This window comes from Halomonas sp. DP8Y7-1 (assembly GCF_019801685.1).
Lineage (GTDB): Bacteria > Pseudomonadota > Gammaproteobacteria > Pseudomonadales > Halomonadaceae > Halomonas > Halomonas litopenaei_A.
The window spans coordinates 98,302-112,089 of record NZ_JAHVIN010000004.1; the positions used below are offsets into that span (position 1 = coordinate 98,302).

The window sequence follows — 13,788 nt, forward strand, 5'->3', positions numbered from 1 at the left end:
TCGCCGTCCTGGGGGCCTGGAGAGACTACCTACTCGGCGGTATATCGCTCGCTTCTTTTGTCCTTGCAGGCACTGGGACAGAGCGCCCCAAGGGCCCCCTGAGCGCCTTCATCGCTCACGCCAGCAGGCGTGACAGACCTAACCACACCAGGCGCAGAGACAGCGCCGTCAGCACCAGTCGAAAGCCATGATCGAAGCGATGCTCAGAGAGCCGGTTGAGCAGGCGCAGTCCCAGCCAGGTACCGACCACGCCCATGGCAACCATCGCGACGATCAACGCCAGCCAATCGGCAAACAGAAAGCCAGCCGCCCCGAAGACGAATGCCTTGGTGAGGTGCTGGAAGGTCATGCAGGCCGCAAAGGTGGCCACGGTGGTCTGGCGAGGATTGCCATGCTGCTTGATGAAGGCCGCCACCATCGGGCCGCTGGCGCCGACAAAGCTGGACAACAAGGTCGTAACAGCGCCAGCGATGCCGGTACCCCAGCGCCCTAGCGCCCGCTTGGGCAGGCCGGGTCCCCACAGGGTATAGAGGACGAAGGCGGCGATGGTCAGTTCCAGCAGGCCTGTCGGCAAGCGAATCAGCAGCCAGCTCGCGACCAGGGCCCCCACCACCGCACCCGGGAGAAACGCCAGCAGCAGCGGCCAGTGGAGGTGACGCCAGCTCATGACCAGGCGCCCCCCATTGGAACCGAGCTGGACCATGCCGTGGACGGGAATCAGCGCAGCTGCCGGCATCACCTGCGCCATGGTCACGATCAGCAGCGTGCCTCCGCCTACCCCGAGGGAGGCGCTGATCAGCGAAGTGAACCCTGACAGCAGAATCAGCCCCAGGCTGACGAGCGGCGGCAAGGGCGACAGGACGGCAAGCCAATCCATGGCAAGGGACTCCAGCAAGATGAGGCAGGGTCCCTTAGCCTACCTTATATCGCAGGGTCGTGGCGCAAGCCTCGCGAGTCAGCTCACGGCACGCCCATACATCGAACAGACATCGTGCAGGCACATCAAACGGCCAGATATCGATCGCTCAGGCATCAACGCCCAGGGCAGCCAAGGACGCACGCTCCCGGCGAGCATACTGGTCGAGCTCATCGATGACCGATGCCCCCAGCGCCAGCTCGAACGCCTCGCGATTGGCATTGCCCTGGGTCACGGCGCTAGCTTCACCGCCCAGGTTGGACTGGAAGATGCCGGCCGCCGACACCGGCAGGAAGTCCTCGTAGGTCAAGGGGTCGGCCACGACCTTGCCGGCAGCGATCCACTGCTCGAGACCGGCTCCGTCGTCAAGCTCCGCCACGGCACGGTAGTGAAAGTAGGCCAGCCCCTCCCGGCGCAGCACGCTGTCATCGTCGGGGAAGTCCGCAAAGACCTCGGCAAGGCGACGCTGGTGGGCCTCGTTGTCCAATCCTTTTGTGGCCTCGCGAGACTCGGCCAACAGCCGGTCGTAGAGCGCCCTGCCCTTTGGCGTCAGGGCAATGCCTCGCTGCTCGATCTCGCCAAACCGCGCCGTATGCGCCCCTTGATCAGCGCCGAGAAAGTGGGTGGTTTCCTCCAGCGCCTTGAAACTGGTCTGGCGCAGCAGGATCGGCACCTGGCGCCGAGGCGGTCCCTCGATCACCGCCTTGGGTGTCATGCCATGGGCGGGCATCCGCCGCTGCGCCTCATCGATATCCAGGGTGCGGGGCGTCAGATGGTTGATGTGCGGGCCGCGGAAACACACCACGTCTGCGATCAGACGATGTGCCGCGTGCAGGCGATCATAGGTAGCGCGATCCACCGTCGCGTCATGATGCCAACGAAACGTCTCCAGCGCCTCAGCCACGAAGCGGTCAGCCTGGGCATCGGTCAGCCCGCCCTCGGCCTCGTGGATGGCGATCAGCTCACGCACGCCAGGGGTGAAGATATCTCGCTGGCTCAGGATATCGCTGGCCAAGTCCCTCAGTTCGGCGTCTTCGATCAGATCCAGGCGCAGCAGCGAGGTGAACAAGCGAAACGGGTTGTGGCTCAGGGCGGATTCGTCAATCGGCCGGAAAGCGGTGGAATGTACCGGCACCCCGGCCTCGGACAGATCGTAGTAGCCCACCGGGAACATGCCCATCACCGCGAAAAGCCGCCTCAACGTTGCCAGTTCCTCGGCGGTACCCACCCGAATGGCGCCATGCCGCTCCACGTCCAGGCGCGACAGCTCACCGCTGGCCTCAAGTCTTGCGGCCAGTGCCGGGTCGGCGGCCAGGGTGTCCCGGTTCACCTCGGCCACCAGGGTCAGCAGGGCGCCATACTGTGGTACCTCTGCCTGATACATGTCCGACATGGCGCTGGCAAAGCGCTGGCGAATCTCGTTGGCGGTCACGATATCGGCTGACATTCCGGCAAGTCTCCTGACTAGAGCGATGGACCCTGCGATGAGACCAGAGACAAATAGCCGCGACAAACGAAAAAAAACGCTGCTAGCATGAAAAAAAGGAATGCGAAAAACCGCGCCGAACCCCTGACAGGGCAGTTGGCGGGCCATATCGACCGCGGCCATCGTCATGCTCGGCCTTGTCAGTCCAGAAACTTATGAAACCCAGACACCTTCCCTCTACCACGACCCTGCTGTGCTTTGAAGCGGCGGCCCGCCATCTGAGCTTTACCCGGGCAGCCCAGGAGCTGGCGATGACCCAGAGCGCCGTGAGCAAACAGGTCGCCCAGCTGGAAACCCTGTTACAGCACGCCCTGTTCCGCCGTCTGCGACGTCAGCTGGTGCTGACGCCGGAGGGCTCGCTGTACCTCTCAGAGGTGCGCAAGATCCTGGCGCAGATGGAAATGTCGACCAACACCATCCTGACCTACCACGGTGCCGGTGACGTGCTGAAAGTCGCGACCCTGCCCACCTTCGGCAGTCGCTGGCTGGCGCCGAGATTACCTGACTTTCTACAGGCTCATCCCGACATCACCCTGCATCTGAGCGACCGTAGCGAAGCCTTCGACCTGACCGGCGACGGTATCGATGTGGCCGTGTTTCACGGCCACGGGCGCTGGCCGGGGCTGGACTGCCACTGGCTCTGCGATGAGGAGGTGGTAGCGGTTGGGGCACCATCGCGCTTGCCGCGTACCCCACAGCTGGATCAGGCTCGGCTGTTGCACCTGACGACGCGGCCTGACGCCTGGCATCGCTGGTTCGCTGACCAGGGCATCCACCGTCAGCGCAGCTACCACGGCGTACGCGTCGACACCTTTCATACCTTGATTCGGTTGGCCATCGAGGGCGCGGGCCTGGCGCTTATTCCACGCCTCTTGATCGAGCCGGAGCTCGCCGATGGACGCCTCGCCCTCGCCTCGCCACGGGTCATGAGCAGTGCCGACGCCTACTACCTGGTGACGCCGGAACCACTGGGCGAACTGGCCCGCGTTCGGTGCTTCATCGAGCACCTGACGACCGCCGCCGGCGGCCGCCAGGACCACGCGGTGGGCGACCCCGTCAGTGACCCAGAATCTGGCTGAGAAACAGCTGGGTGCGCTCCGACCGGGGGTTGTTGAAGAACTCCTCGGGAGGTGCCTGTTCGATGATCTGCCCCTGATCCATGAAGATGACCCGATCCGCCACGGTCTTGGCGAATCCCATCTCGTGGGTCACGCAGAGCATGGTCATGCCCTCCCGGGCCAGCTCGATCATCACATCCAGCACTTCCTTGATCATCTCCGGGTCCAGCGCCGAGGTGGGCTCATCAAACAGCATCACCTCCGGGCGCAGGCACAGGGCACGGGCGATGGCAACGCGCTGCTGCTGGCCGCCGGACAGCTGACCGGGATACTTGTGGGCCTGGTTGGCGATCTGCACCCGTTCGAGAAACTCCATCGCGGTCGCCTCGGCCTCGCGCCGGGGTTTCTTCTGTACCCAGGTCTGAGCGATGCAGCAGTTGTCGAGCACCGACAAATGGGGAAACAGATTGAAGTGCTGGAACACCATGCCCACGTGGCGGCGAATCTGCTCGATACGCTTGACGTCCTGGGTCATGTGAACCCCACCCACCGTGATGCTGCCCTGCTGGTGCTCCTCCAGATGATTGATGCAGCGAATCAACGTCGACTTGCCGGACCCGGAAGGGCCGCAGATCACGATGCGCTCACCGGGTTTGACGCTCAGGTCGATATCCCTGAGCACGTGAAAATCTCCATACCACTTGTTGAGTCCGCTGATCTCGATCATCGGCGCATCGTTGGTGGCTGCACTGGTCGCTTGGGCCGTCATGGCGGCGTCCCCCTGTCACTTGTCTTGGTATCGGCCAGGAGACACCCCACACGGTGCCTCCGGCCCGCTGTTGTCAGTGCCCGGTATGCAGGCGACGTTCGATGTACTGGCTGTACCTGGACATGCCGAAGCAGAAGATCCAGAACATCAACGCAGCGAACACATAGCCTTCGGTGGCAAAACCCAGCCAGTTGGTATCGGTGAGCCCGGCGCGAATGATCGCGAGCAGGTCGAACAAACCGATGATCAACACCAGGGACGTGTCCTTGAACAGGGCGATGAAGGTGTTGACGATGCCGGGAATCACCAGCTTCAGCGCCTGGGGCAGGATGATCAGCCCCATCCGCCGCCAGTAGCCAAGCCCCAGCGCCTTGGCCGCCTCTTCCTGGCCGCGTGGAATGGCCTGCAGGCCACCTCGCACCACCTCGGCCATGTAGGCGCTCCAGAAGAACATGATGCCGATCAGCGCCCGCAGCAGCTTGTCGAACTCCACCTCGCTGGGCACGAACAGCGGCAACATCACCGAGGCCATGAACAGTACGGTGATCAACGGCACGCCTCGCCAGAACTCGATGAACACCACCGACAGGCTGCGCACCAGAGGCATCTGCGAGCGACGCCCAAGCGCCAGGATCACGCCCAGGGGCAAGGAGCCGACAATCCCCACGATGGCCACCGTCAGGGTCAGCATCAGGCCGCCCCACTGCCGGGTAGGGACGGCAGGCAGACCGAAGCTGCCGCCCAGCAGCAGCACCCAGGCGACCAACGGAAAGCCGACCAGGGCAAAGATCACGACCCAGCGCTTGGCCGGCATCCGCGGGATCACAAGCCAAGCAATGGTCGCCACCAGCAGCGCCAGGGTGATATCCACCCGATAACGTTCCGCCACGGGATAGAACCCATAGACGATGGTCTCGAAGCGAGCGCTGATGAAGACCCAGCAGGCGCCCTCACCGGTACAGGCGTCGCGGGTAGTGCCGATCCAGTCGGCGTCGATGATGGCCCACTGCACCAGCGGCGCCAGTGCCCACAGCATCACCACCAGGGTGATCAGCGAGACGACGGAATTCAGCGGCGTGGAGAACAGCCGACTGCGCAGCCAACCGCTGACACCGTGCCGCGACACGGGGGCTGGCCGGGCCGCGATCATGGTGTGCTCGGTGGAGAGCGCTCCCGGCACGAGCGAATCGTCGCTCGGCGGATGGATCGGCGACTGGGAAGGAGGCTTGGGGTGGTCCGTCATCTTAGCGCTCCTTCAACAGGGTGCGGGCGTTGTAGACGTTCATCAACGCCGACACCACCAGGCTGATGGTCAGGTAGACCGCCATGGTCATGGCAATGATCTCGATGGCCTGGCCGGTCTGGTTCAGGCTGGTCCCGGCGAACACTGCCACCAGGTCGGGATAGCCGATGGCGGTGGCCAGCGACGAGTTCTTGATCAGGTTCAGGTACTGACTGGTCAACTGCGGCACGATCACCCGCATGGCCTGGGGAATCACCACCTTGCGCAGGGTGATATTGCCTGGCAGGCCGATGGCCCGGGACGCCTCGACCTGCCCCTTGGGTACCGACTGGATGCCGGAACGCACGATTTCCGCGATGAACGATGCGGTGTAGATCGATAGTGCCAGCCACAGCGCCATCAACTCAGGAATGATGGTGACACCACCGGCGAAGTTGAAGCCCTTGAGAGCAGGCGTCTCCCAGCCGAGCGGCATACCGCTGGCGACAAATACCACCAGAGGCAGGCCGATGATCAACCCGGCACCGAGCCAGTAGACGGGCAGAGCCTTGCCGGTGCGCTGCTGCAGGCGTTTGGCGTAGCGTCCCAGCACCACGACCGCAACCACTGCCACCAGCACAGCCAGCTGGGTCAGTCCAAAGCCCGGCTCCGGCACCGGTGCCGGCACGATCAGCCCTCTCACGTTGAGAAAGAAGGCCTCGAACAGCGACAGGCTTTGACGTGGGCTGGGCAAGGCCTGAAGCACCGCGAAGTACCAGAACAGGATCTGTACCAGCAGGGGGATGTTACGAAAGATCTCGACAAAGGCAGCGGCCAGACGGGCCAAAAGCCAATTGGGCGACAGCCTGGCGATGCCCACGGCAAAGCCGATAAGGGTGGCCGCAATGATCCCGAGCGCCGACACCAGCAGCGTATTCAAAAGCCCCACCACGAAGGTACGGGCATAGCTGCTGTCGCCGGAATAGTCGATCAGCGTCTGGGGAATCGAGAAGCCGGAGCGCTCGCCAAGAAACGCAAAGCCAGTGGTGATACCCCTGGCCTCCAGATTGGTCAGGGCGTTGCCAATCATCATCGCGATCAGTGCCACAAGGCCTGCCAGCAGCAGCGCCTGAATGATCAGCGCACGAAAGGCGGGGCGCCGCCACAGCGGCGTCCGTTCAATAGGGGGGGTGGACATGGTGGCATCACTCGATCCGCAGGAACTCGGACGGCCCCGGCACTCGCCAGGGCCGCGTCGTACGGGGGGCTGAGCGAGGCCGTTCACCGCCCTCGCTCAGGGCGCTAGCAACCCCGCTGGGTCAAGACGGGCCTGGTCAGGCCCGCCCTGGTCTCAGCGGATCGGCGGCGCGTAGAGGATGCCACCCTCGTTCCACAGCGCATTCATGCCACGGCTGATGCCCAACGGAGAGTTCTCGCCGACGGTATCGGCAAACACTTCACCGTAGTTCCCGACCTGAGACACGATGTTGTAGGCCCAGTCATTGGACAGGCCAAGCTGCTCACCGTAGGTGCCATCAACGCCGAGCAGACGCGCCACCTGGGGGTTGGGCGGATCATTTTTCATTTGCTCGACGTTGTCGCGGGTGATCCCCAGCTCCTCGGCATTGACCATGGCGAAGACCGTCCACTTGACGATATCGAACCACTGATCGTCACCCTGGGCGACAACCGGGCCCAGCGGTTCCTTGGAGATCAGCTCGGTCAGAATTTCGACGCTGTCAGGCTCCGGCAGCTGCAGGCGCAGGGCGCTGAGCTGAGAGGTGTCCGAAGTGAGCACGTCACAGCGGCCGCTGGCAAAGCCCGACGCGGTCTGGTCCGGGGTATCGAAGGTCACGGTGTTGATGTCGATGCCCTTGGCCGGGAAGTAATCCGCCAGGTTGAGCTCGTGGGTGGTGCCGGACTGGATGCAGATAGAGGCGCCGTTCAGGTCCTCGAGGCTGCTGATACCCAGATCCTTGGCCACCATGAAGCCCTGACCGTCATAGAAGGTGGTGGTGGTGAAATTGAGTCCCAGCGAGTTGTCACGGGTCGCGGTCCAGGTGGTATTGCGCGAGAGCACATCGATTTCGCCGGACTGCAGCGCGGTAAAGCGCTCCTTGGCAGTCAGCGGGGTGTAGACCACCTTGTCGGCGTCACCGAATACCGCAGCGGAAATCGCTCGGCAGGTTTCTACGTCGAGACCCTGCCACTTGCCGTTTTCATCCGGCGAGGAAAAACCCGACAGGCCCACGTTGACGCCACAGTGCAGCTCACCGCGAGAGGACACGTCGTCCAGGGTGGCCGCAGAGGCACTGCTGGCAGCGCCAAGCGCCATTGCAGCAGCTGCAGCAAGAGAGAGGTTCAGCAACGTCTTGTTATTGTGTCGCATGGATTCAGCTCCAGAGGTGTATGGAAGCCCGGCGTGAGCCGATGCACTGGTCACGCGGGGTCTCCGTGTGGGCGTAATGCACCTTTCCACTATCCGAGCCCGACCCTGGCGGGTCAATCCTGACTGCGACGATTGTTTTAAACGTTGGATTGAAGCAGGCGCCTTTCGGCCAAGCCTGTCAGCCATCCGATCGCCGGCCCAGCGGCGCCGCCTGGCGCCGGCGGAGGGCCTGGCCAGTCAATGCGAGGTGCCCTCTTCGTAGTGGGTCTTGTTCCACACGTTGTACTTGCCCGATGGCTTGTCCATGGGAATGCGGGTGATTTCCTCCAGGGTGTCGGCGTCGTAGGCGATCACCGCGCCATCGCGCTCCCACAGGCTCAGCAGCAGCGTCTCGCCGTTGCGGTCGAATTCCACGTGGGCAGAGGTCTTGCCGGGCTCAGGGATCAGCGTCTCGACGATCTCGAGGCGATCCTTGTCGATCACGTGGACGCGGTCCCGGTTCGGGCCAAAGAAGACATCGGTCCAGGCGTAGCGGGAGTTGGCGTGACTGCGCATGAAAAAGCCGGGGCCGTCGGTATGCAGCGTCTTCACCAGGGAGTAGTCGTCCATATCAATGATCGACACTTCTGCCTTGGCCAGGTGGGGAATCGCCATCACCCGGCGACCGCCGGTCTCCCAGGTAATCCCGGAGCCCAGGTGCGGCATCCCTGACAGCGGCAGGTCGGCGAGCTTGGCGCCACTGTTCAGATCGATGACCATGGCGCCGCTGCCGCCCCGGGAGGCACCAATCAGGCGCCGATACTCAGGGTCAAAGAAGAAGTCGTCCAGGTAGTCCGGCACGGGAATCCGGCGCACCTCGAAGCTGTCCGTCTCGGGTAGGCCAGCATCACTGAGCGGTTCGGCCATATGGCCGGTAGCCACCACCGGCTCCGGAGCGACCGGCCAGGGGATTTCCCAGGCTTCCTTCACGTCCTTGAGCGCGGCGATGAAACTATGACGAGGCGGTGCAGCGTAGACGGCGCTGACCCGGGAGCCATGACCCTCGCTATCGACGGCGGGATAGACCCGCAACGGGTCAAGCTCGTGGGCATCGAACAGCACCAGATTGCCCGGCAGGGTGTTGGCGGCCATCACATAAAGGCCGTCGGCAGATACCGCGATATTGCGCATATTGATGCCTGCGCGCACTTCTGCCACCACCTCAAAGTGGTAGAGGTCGAACTTGGTGATCCAGCCATCGCGAGAGCCGAAATAGACATAGCGACCATCCGGGCTGTACTTGGGGCCGCCGTGCAGGGCAAAGCGGGTAGGAAAGCGGGCCAGACGTTCAAAGCTGTCACCGTCCAGCACGCTGGCATGGTGATCGCCGGTCTCCACCACCACAAACAGATTCTGGGGATCAGCATCGAACTCGGGGCTGTCGTCGAGGCTCCCCAAGGGCTGCGTCACCACCTGACTGGCACGGATGTCGTCCAGCGTCCAGTCCGGCGTTACCGGCGGATCACTGAGTACCCAGTCGCTCAGGGTATCGACCTGTACGGCGTCCAGAACATCGGCAAACCCCGGCATCTGGGTGGCCGGGCGTCCATCGGCAATCACCTGCCGCACTTCCTCGGGCTTGATCCGCCCCAGGTTCTGAGGCAATAGCGCCGGCCCCATGGCACCCAGGCGGTCGGCCCCATGGCAACTGGCACAGTGTTCCTGATAGAGCGGCGACGGTGCCACACTGCCGGCGGTGGTCGCCGCCATGGCCAGCCCAGGCATCACACCCATGAGCGCCACACCGAGCAACCCGGCAAGCTTCATGCCACCGCCTCCGTCAGACAGCCTGCGTCGAGGCGTGCAGCCAGTGACACCACTTCACCCACCACGATCAGCGTAGGCGGCGTCAGCGACTCGTCGCGGATAGTATCCGGCAGGCGGTCCAGGGTCGTGATGATCCGTCGCTGCTGGGGCGTGGTGCCGCGTTCGATCAACGCCACCGGGAGCCGTGACGGCATGCCGTTGGCCAGCAGCTCTTGGCGAATCAGCTCGGCATTGGTCAGCCCCATATAGAACACCAGGGTATGCCGACGCCTGGCCAGCGCGGGCCAGTCCAGGTGCAGGCTGCCATCGGCACGGGCATGCCCAGTGACAAAGGTCACACCCTGCGCGTAGTCGCGATGGGTCAATGGAAAGCCCGCGTAGGCACTGCAGCCCTGGGCCGAAGTGATGCCCGGCACGACGCGAAACGGAATACCGTTGTCCACCAGCATCTCGGCCTCTTCACCGCCGCGACCGAAGATGAAGGGGTCGCCACCCTTGAGACGCACCACGCGCTTGCCGGTCACCGCCAGGCGTACCAGCAGCTGGTTGGTCTCGTCCTGGGTCAGGGCATGACAGCGCGACGCCTTGCCGACATAGAAGCGCTGGGCCGCCTGCGGCGCCAAGGTCATGATGTCGGGTGACACCAGGCGGTCGTAGACCAGGCAGTCGGCCTGGTTGAGCAGGCAAAGAGCTCGCAGGGTGAGAAGCCCAGGGTCGCCGGGGCCTGCGCCCACGATAGCGACTTCTCCCGGGGAGAGTGGCGCTTCACCGAGTTGCTCCTTGAGGGCTTGGATAAACATGGTGGTCTCCCGTTCAGGCGGACGTCAGAATCATCGAGGAAGAGGCGTCAGCCACGCCGATCTCGTCGTTGCTGAGGTAGCAGCCCGGATCCTCGGCCCAGGCATCCCCCTGAGTCTTGAAGGCACGTACCCGCGTGTTGCCATTGCAGATGGCCAGATAACGGCAAGCGCCGCATCGCCCCTTGAGCGGGCGTGGTCGGGTGCGGAACCCCAGCATCAAGGGGTCATCGGCCTGGCGCCATATCTCGGAGAAGGGACGGCTGCGGACATTGCCGAGGTGGTGATCCCACCAGAAGGAGTCAGGATGAACGTTGCCGAGGTTGTCGATATTGGCGATGTGTTCACCGCTGGCGTTGCCGCCCCAGGCGCGCAGGCGCGCCTCGAGATCGGCCACTCGGTCCGGGTAGTGCTGGCTGGCCCAGCGCAGCAGGAAGGGCCCATCGGCATCGTTGTTACCGGTGACGTACTCGCGGGTGATACCGGCGACCAGCTCATCCCGGCAGCGCTCGAACAGCCGCGTCATGGCATCCCGAGTCATGTCGTGCCAGGCATCGTGCTTGCGATGACGATGCCCGCGGCCCCCGTAGTTGAGGTGGGACAGGTAGAACTTGTCCACATCGTGATCGGCGGTCAGCGCCAGAATGTCATCGAACTGGGCATGGTTGTCCCGGGTCAGGGTAAAGCGCAGCCCCACCTTGATGCCGCGATCCTTGCACAGCCGCACCGCGGCCAGGGAATCGCGGAAGGCGCCCTTGCGCTGGCGAATCTGGTCGTGGGTCGCCTCAAGCCCATCGATGCTGATGCCGACGTAGTCGTAGCCGGCGTTCTGGATGGCGTCGATATTGTCTTCAGTGATCAGGGTGCCGTTGGTGGATAGCCCGATATAGAGCCCCAGCGCCTTGGCATGGCGGGACAGGGTGAAGATATCCGGCCGCATCAACGGCTCGCCCCCGGACAGAATCAGCGCGGGCACATGGAACGCCTTGAGGTCATCGAGCACCCCCAGCGCCTCGTTGGTGGTCAGCTCGCCGGCGAAGTCGATATCCGCCGATACGGTGTAGCAGTGACGACATGTCAGGTTGCAGCGGCGAATCAGATTCCAGATCACCACCGGCCCCGGCGGCTGGCGCGCGGGAGGCAACGGTGCCGGATGCAGCAGGCTGTCGATGTAGCGGGTTACTCGGAACATGATGCCTCCCGTTGCCGACGCGTCAGCCTCAGTCCCGTCTTCTTGAGAATGCGGGTGCTGAACAGGATCTGATGGTCACGGCAGGCGTCTCCCATCAGCTCGCGCAGTTGCTCGGCCTTGCGCTCGACCTCGTCACGCTGATGGCCATGCAGCATCACGAACAGGTTGTAGGGCCAGTCGGGGCCGCGGCGGGGTCGACGGTAGCAGTGGCTGACGCCGGGCCACTGCGCCAGACGACGACCGATATCAGCTATCCGCGCGTCATCGATGTCCCACACCGTCATGCCGTTGGCCAGGTAGCCCAGCCGGTAGTGGTTGGGCACCGCCGCCATGCGCCGCAGCACTCCCGTGAGCAGCAGTCGCTGAAAGCGCGCCAGCACTTCCTCGCCACACATGCCGATACGCTCGCCGACTGCGGTCCAGGGGTCGGCCACCAGGGGCAAGCCGTCCTGGGTCGCCTCGATCAGGGCAAGGTCAGCATCGTCCAGACGCCGGCCTGCGCTGGCCGCCGTGCGATCCTCAGACCGGTAGATGGAGATGGACATGGAACTCCTCCTCCTTGGGCAGATGAATGACCTCGTAACCGCTGGCACCTTCGATTCCCGTGATCACCTCGGCGGTACGCCCGGGCTCGTCACTGGCGATCACGAACCACAGGTTGAAGCGGTGTTCGCGCTGGTAGTTGTGCGCCACCTCAGGGCAGGCATTGACGATCGCTGCCACCCGCTCGACATCGTGCTCGGGCACCGCCATGGCGGCCAAGCTCAGCGCGCCGCCCATGCGTTCAGCCTGAAACATCGGCCCGAAACGACTGAGCACGCCGCGTTCGAGCAAGTCGCGCAGGCTGTCAAGCAGTTGCCGAGAGGTGATGCCAAGCTCCTGGGCCAGGTCACCGTAGGGGTCTGGCGTCAGCGGTACGCCCCGCTGCAGCCGGTTGATGATGTCGCGCTCTTGCTGGGTCAGCTTGGCCACCACATCAACGTGGGCACTGGTGGTTCCGTCCGTGGAGCCGTGATTCGAGGCAGTCATCTTCATGGCTCCTCCGGTAGTGGATGGGGCGATACCGCTCAGGGCATCTCTGGGGTAAAGCGACCGCCACGCTGGCAATAGGCGCGGCGGCTAAAAAGTATCTGGTGCTCGACGTGCTCAAGCGCGTGGCGCTGGATCAGAGCAGCGATCTGGGCCTCGACGCGCTCGCGACGGACCCCGTGAATCATGCAGTACAGGTTGTAGGGCCAGTCCGGACGGCGCAGGCGCTGGTAACACAGCGTGACCTGGGGCTCACTGGCCAGGCGGCGACCTACCTCATTGACGCGTTCGTCCGGCAGACTCCACACCACCATGGCATTGGCGGTGAGGCCCAGGCTGCGGTGGCGCACCACCAGGCCGACACGCTTGATCAGGCCACTGTGCTGCCAATAGTCGATCAGCGCGCGCACTTCGCCGACGCTCAGTCCCGTTTCCTCGGCCAGCGCCTTGAACGGCTCAGGCACCAGCGGCAGGCCCTGCTCCAGACAGGCTCGCAGCCTGGTGTGACGCCAGTCCTGCTCGTGTGGCGCCCCCGCCAGGGCATGTTCGCTTAGCCCTTCCAGCAGTTCTCGGGATAGCCCTTGGGATAGCCCTTGAGACAGCCCCTGGAATCGCCCTGCCGTGACCTCCGTCATGCGTCCTCCAGTTCTGTCCAGGGCAGAGCAAACGCCAGATCGATATGAAAGCTCTGCACCATGGGTAAGCGCAGCAGCGGCGTGTGCAGCTGGGCCTCGAGCCGCGTCAGTCTGAGCTCGAGGCTGGTGTCATCCGGTGCGGTGACCACGAACCACAGGTTGTAGCGGTGCTCGCGCCAGTAGTTGTGGTTGACCCCGGGGCAGGCGCTGATGATGGCGGCCACCGCCTCGCGGCGATGGTCTGGCACGGACACGGCCACCAGCTCACTGGCACCGGCCTGACGGTGATTGAATACCGCTCCTACGCGTCCGATGATGCCCATCTCGGTCAGCCGGGCCAGACGCTCGATCAGCGCCTGTTCCGTCACCCCCAGGGACTCGGCCATGGCCGCATAGGGTCGCTCCACCAGGGGCAGCCCGCGTTGATAACGATCAAGCAGTCGGCGATCGACGTCGTCCAGACATGCCACCAGGCCGTCGGATGTCATG

14 protein-coding genes are annotated in these 13,788 nt (G+C 63.9%); 1 reads left to right on the top strand and 13 read right to left on the bottom strand.

Annotated features, from left to right (window positions below; genetic code table 11):
- Positions 1-115: 115 nt before the first annotated feature.
- Positions 116-877: a sulfite exporter TauE/SafE family protein gene (locus KUV41_RS05045; RefSeq protein ID WP_222484688.1), complete on the bottom strand. Its 762-nt coding sequence runs from the start codon at positions 875-877 to the stop codon at positions 116-118.
- A gap of 148 nt (positions 878-1,025) precedes the next feature.
- Entirely contained in the window at positions 1,026-2,363 is a 1,338-nt protein-coding gene (locus KUV41_RS05050) for a VOC family protein (protein WP_222484690.1), read from the bottom strand.
- A gap of 194 nt (positions 2,364-2,557) precedes the next feature.
- Between KUV41_RS05050 and KUV41_RS05055 the strand changes: the two genes are divergently transcribed.
- Positions 2,558-3,481 carry a LysR substrate-binding domain-containing protein gene (locus tag KUV41_RS05055; RefSeq protein ID WP_222483990.1) on the top strand — a complete coding sequence of 308 codons (924 nt, stop codon included), beginning with the start codon at positions 2,558-2,560 and terminating at the stop codon, positions 3,479-3,481.
- On the opposite strand, the gene KUV41_RS05060 is transcribed toward KUV41_RS05055, so the two are convergent.
- The 11 genes from KUV41_RS05060 to KUV41_RS05110 all read right to left on the bottom strand — a co-directional run bounded on the left by KUV41_RS05060 (position 3,459) and on the right by KUV41_RS05110 (position 13,787).
- On the bottom strand, positions 3,459-4,187 hold the full coding sequence (locus KUV41_RS05060) for an amino acid ABC transporter ATP-binding protein (RefSeq protein WP_206943953.1): 729 nt from the start codon (positions 4,185-4,187) through the stop codon (positions 3,459-3,461). The two genes, KUV41_RS05055 and KUV41_RS05060, sit on opposite strands and share 23 nt — an antisense overlap.
- Positions 4,188-4,302: 115 nt before the next feature.
- On the bottom strand, positions 4,303-5,379 hold the full coding sequence (locus tag KUV41_RS05065) for an amino acid ABC transporter permease (RefSeq protein ID WP_222162534.1): 1,077 nt from the start codon (positions 5,377-5,379) through the stop codon (positions 4,303-4,305).
- A gap of 94 nt (positions 5,380-5,473) precedes the next feature.
- Complete coding sequence (locus KUV41_RS05070; RefSeq protein ID WP_206943792.1) at positions 5,474-6,649, bottom strand: amino acid ABC transporter permease; 1,176 nt, start codon at positions 6,647-6,649, stop codon at positions 5,474-5,476.
- Between the two features lie 153 nt (positions 6,650-6,802).
- Positions 6,803-7,840, bottom strand: a complete 1,038-nt coding sequence (locus KUV41_RS05075; RefSeq protein WP_222238975.1) for an amino acid ABC transporter substrate-binding protein — start codon at positions 7,838-7,840, stop codon at positions 6,803-6,805.
- A 237-nt stretch (positions 7,841-8,077) separates the two neighbouring features.
- Positions 8,078-9,646, bottom strand: a complete 1,569-nt coding sequence (locus KUV41_RS05080) for a nitrite reductase (protein ID WP_261395917.1) — start codon at positions 9,644-9,646, stop codon at positions 8,078-8,080.
- The gene (cobA, locus tag KUV41_RS05085; RefSeq protein ID WP_222484692.1) at positions 9,643-10,446 is read right to left on the bottom strand and encodes a uroporphyrinogen-III C-methyltransferase; all 804 of its coding nucleotides are present in this window, start codon (positions 10,444-10,446) and stop codon (positions 9,643-9,645) included. Before cobA ends, KUV41_RS05080 begins: the two co-directional genes overlap by 4 nt.
- Before the next feature lie 13 nt (positions 10,447-10,459).
- Positions 10,460-11,635: a heme d1 biosynthesis radical SAM protein NirJ gene (gene nirJ, locus KUV41_RS05090; RefSeq protein WP_222484694.1), complete on the bottom strand. Its 1,176-nt coding sequence runs from the start codon at positions 11,633-11,635 to the stop codon at positions 10,460-10,462.
- On the bottom strand, positions 11,623-12,180 hold the full coding sequence (locus tag KUV41_RS05095; RefSeq protein ID WP_222484696.1) for an Lrp/AsnC family transcriptional regulator: 558 nt from the start codon (positions 12,178-12,180) through the stop codon (positions 11,623-11,625). The genes nirJ and KUV41_RS05095 overlap by 13 nt, the downstream gene beginning before the upstream one ends.
- Positions 12,155-12,670: an Lrp/AsnC family transcriptional regulator gene (locus tag KUV41_RS05100; protein WP_261395918.1), complete on the bottom strand. Its 516-nt coding sequence runs from the start codon at positions 12,668-12,670 to the stop codon at positions 12,155-12,157. The genes KUV41_RS05095 and KUV41_RS05100 overlap by 26 nt, the downstream gene beginning before the upstream one ends.
- 32 nt (positions 12,671-12,702) lie before the next feature.
- Entirely contained in the window at positions 12,703-13,299 is a 597-nt protein-coding gene (locus KUV41_RS05105; protein ID WP_222484698.1) for an AsnC family protein, read from the bottom strand.
- On the bottom strand, positions 13,296-13,787 hold the full coding sequence (locus tag KUV41_RS05110; protein WP_224851949.1) for an Lrp/AsnC family transcriptional regulator: 492 nt from the start codon (positions 13,785-13,787) through the stop codon (positions 13,296-13,298). Before KUV41_RS05110 ends, KUV41_RS05105 begins: the two co-directional genes overlap by 4 nt.
- Between the last annotated feature and the right edge of the window lies 1 nt (position 13,788).

What these genes read in the sequence shown, in the direction of transcription:
- KUV41_RS05045 (WP_222484688.1), bottom strand. Translation starts at nt 877, where the DNA reads ATGGATTGGCTTGCCGTCCTGTCGCCCTTGCCGCCGCTCGTCAGCCTG.
- KUV41_RS05050 (WP_222484690.1), bottom strand. Translation starts at nt 2,363, where the DNA reads ATGTCAGCCGATATCGTGACCGCCAACGAGATTCGCCAGCGCTTTGCC.
- KUV41_RS05055 (WP_222483990.1), top strand. Translation starts at nt 2,558, where the DNA reads ATGAAACCCAGACACCTTCCCTCTACCACGACCCTGCTGTGCTTTGAA.
- KUV41_RS05060 (WP_206943953.1), bottom strand. Translation starts at nt 4,187, where the DNA reads ATGATCGAGATCAGCGGACTCAACAAGTGGTATGGAGATTTTCACGTG.
- KUV41_RS05065 (WP_222162534.1), bottom strand. Translation starts at nt 5,379, where the DNA reads ATGATCGCGGCCCGGCCAGCCCCCGTGTCGCGGCACGGTGTCAGCGGT.
- KUV41_RS05070 (WP_206943792.1), bottom strand. Translation starts at nt 6,649, where the DNA reads ATGTCCACCCCCCCTATTGAACGGACGCCGCTGTGGCGGCGCCCCGCC.
- KUV41_RS05075 (WP_222238975.1), bottom strand. Translation starts at nt 7,840, where the DNA reads ATGCGACACAATAACAAGACGTTGCTGAACCTCTCTCTTGCTGCAGCT.
- KUV41_RS05080 (WP_261395917.1), bottom strand. Translation starts at nt 9,646, where the DNA reads ATGAAGCTTGCCGGGTTGCTCGGTGTGGCGCTCATGGGTGTGATGCCT.
- cobA (WP_222484692.1), bottom strand. Translation starts at nt 10,446, where the DNA reads ATGTTTATCCAAGCCCTCAAGGAGCAACTCGGTGAAGCGCCACTCTCC.
- nirJ (WP_222484694.1), bottom strand. Translation starts at nt 11,635, where the DNA reads ATGTTCCGAGTAACCCGCTACATCGACAGCCTGCTGCATCCGGCACCG.
- KUV41_RS05095 (WP_222484696.1), bottom strand. Translation starts at nt 12,180, where the DNA reads ATGTCCATCTCCATCTACCGGTCTGAGGATCGCACGGCGGCCAGCGCA.
- KUV41_RS05100 (WP_261395918.1), bottom strand. Translation starts at nt 12,670, where the DNA reads ATGAAGATGACTGCCTCGAATCACGGCTCCACGGACGGAACCACCAGT.
- KUV41_RS05105 (WP_222484698.1), bottom strand. Translation starts at nt 13,299, where the DNA reads ATGACGGAGGTCACGGCAGGGCGATTCCAGGGGCTGTCTCAAGGGCTA.
- KUV41_RS05110 (WP_224851949.1), bottom strand. Translation starts at nt 13,787, where the DNA reads ATGACATCCGACGGCCTGGTGGCATGTCTGGACGACGTCGATCGCCGA.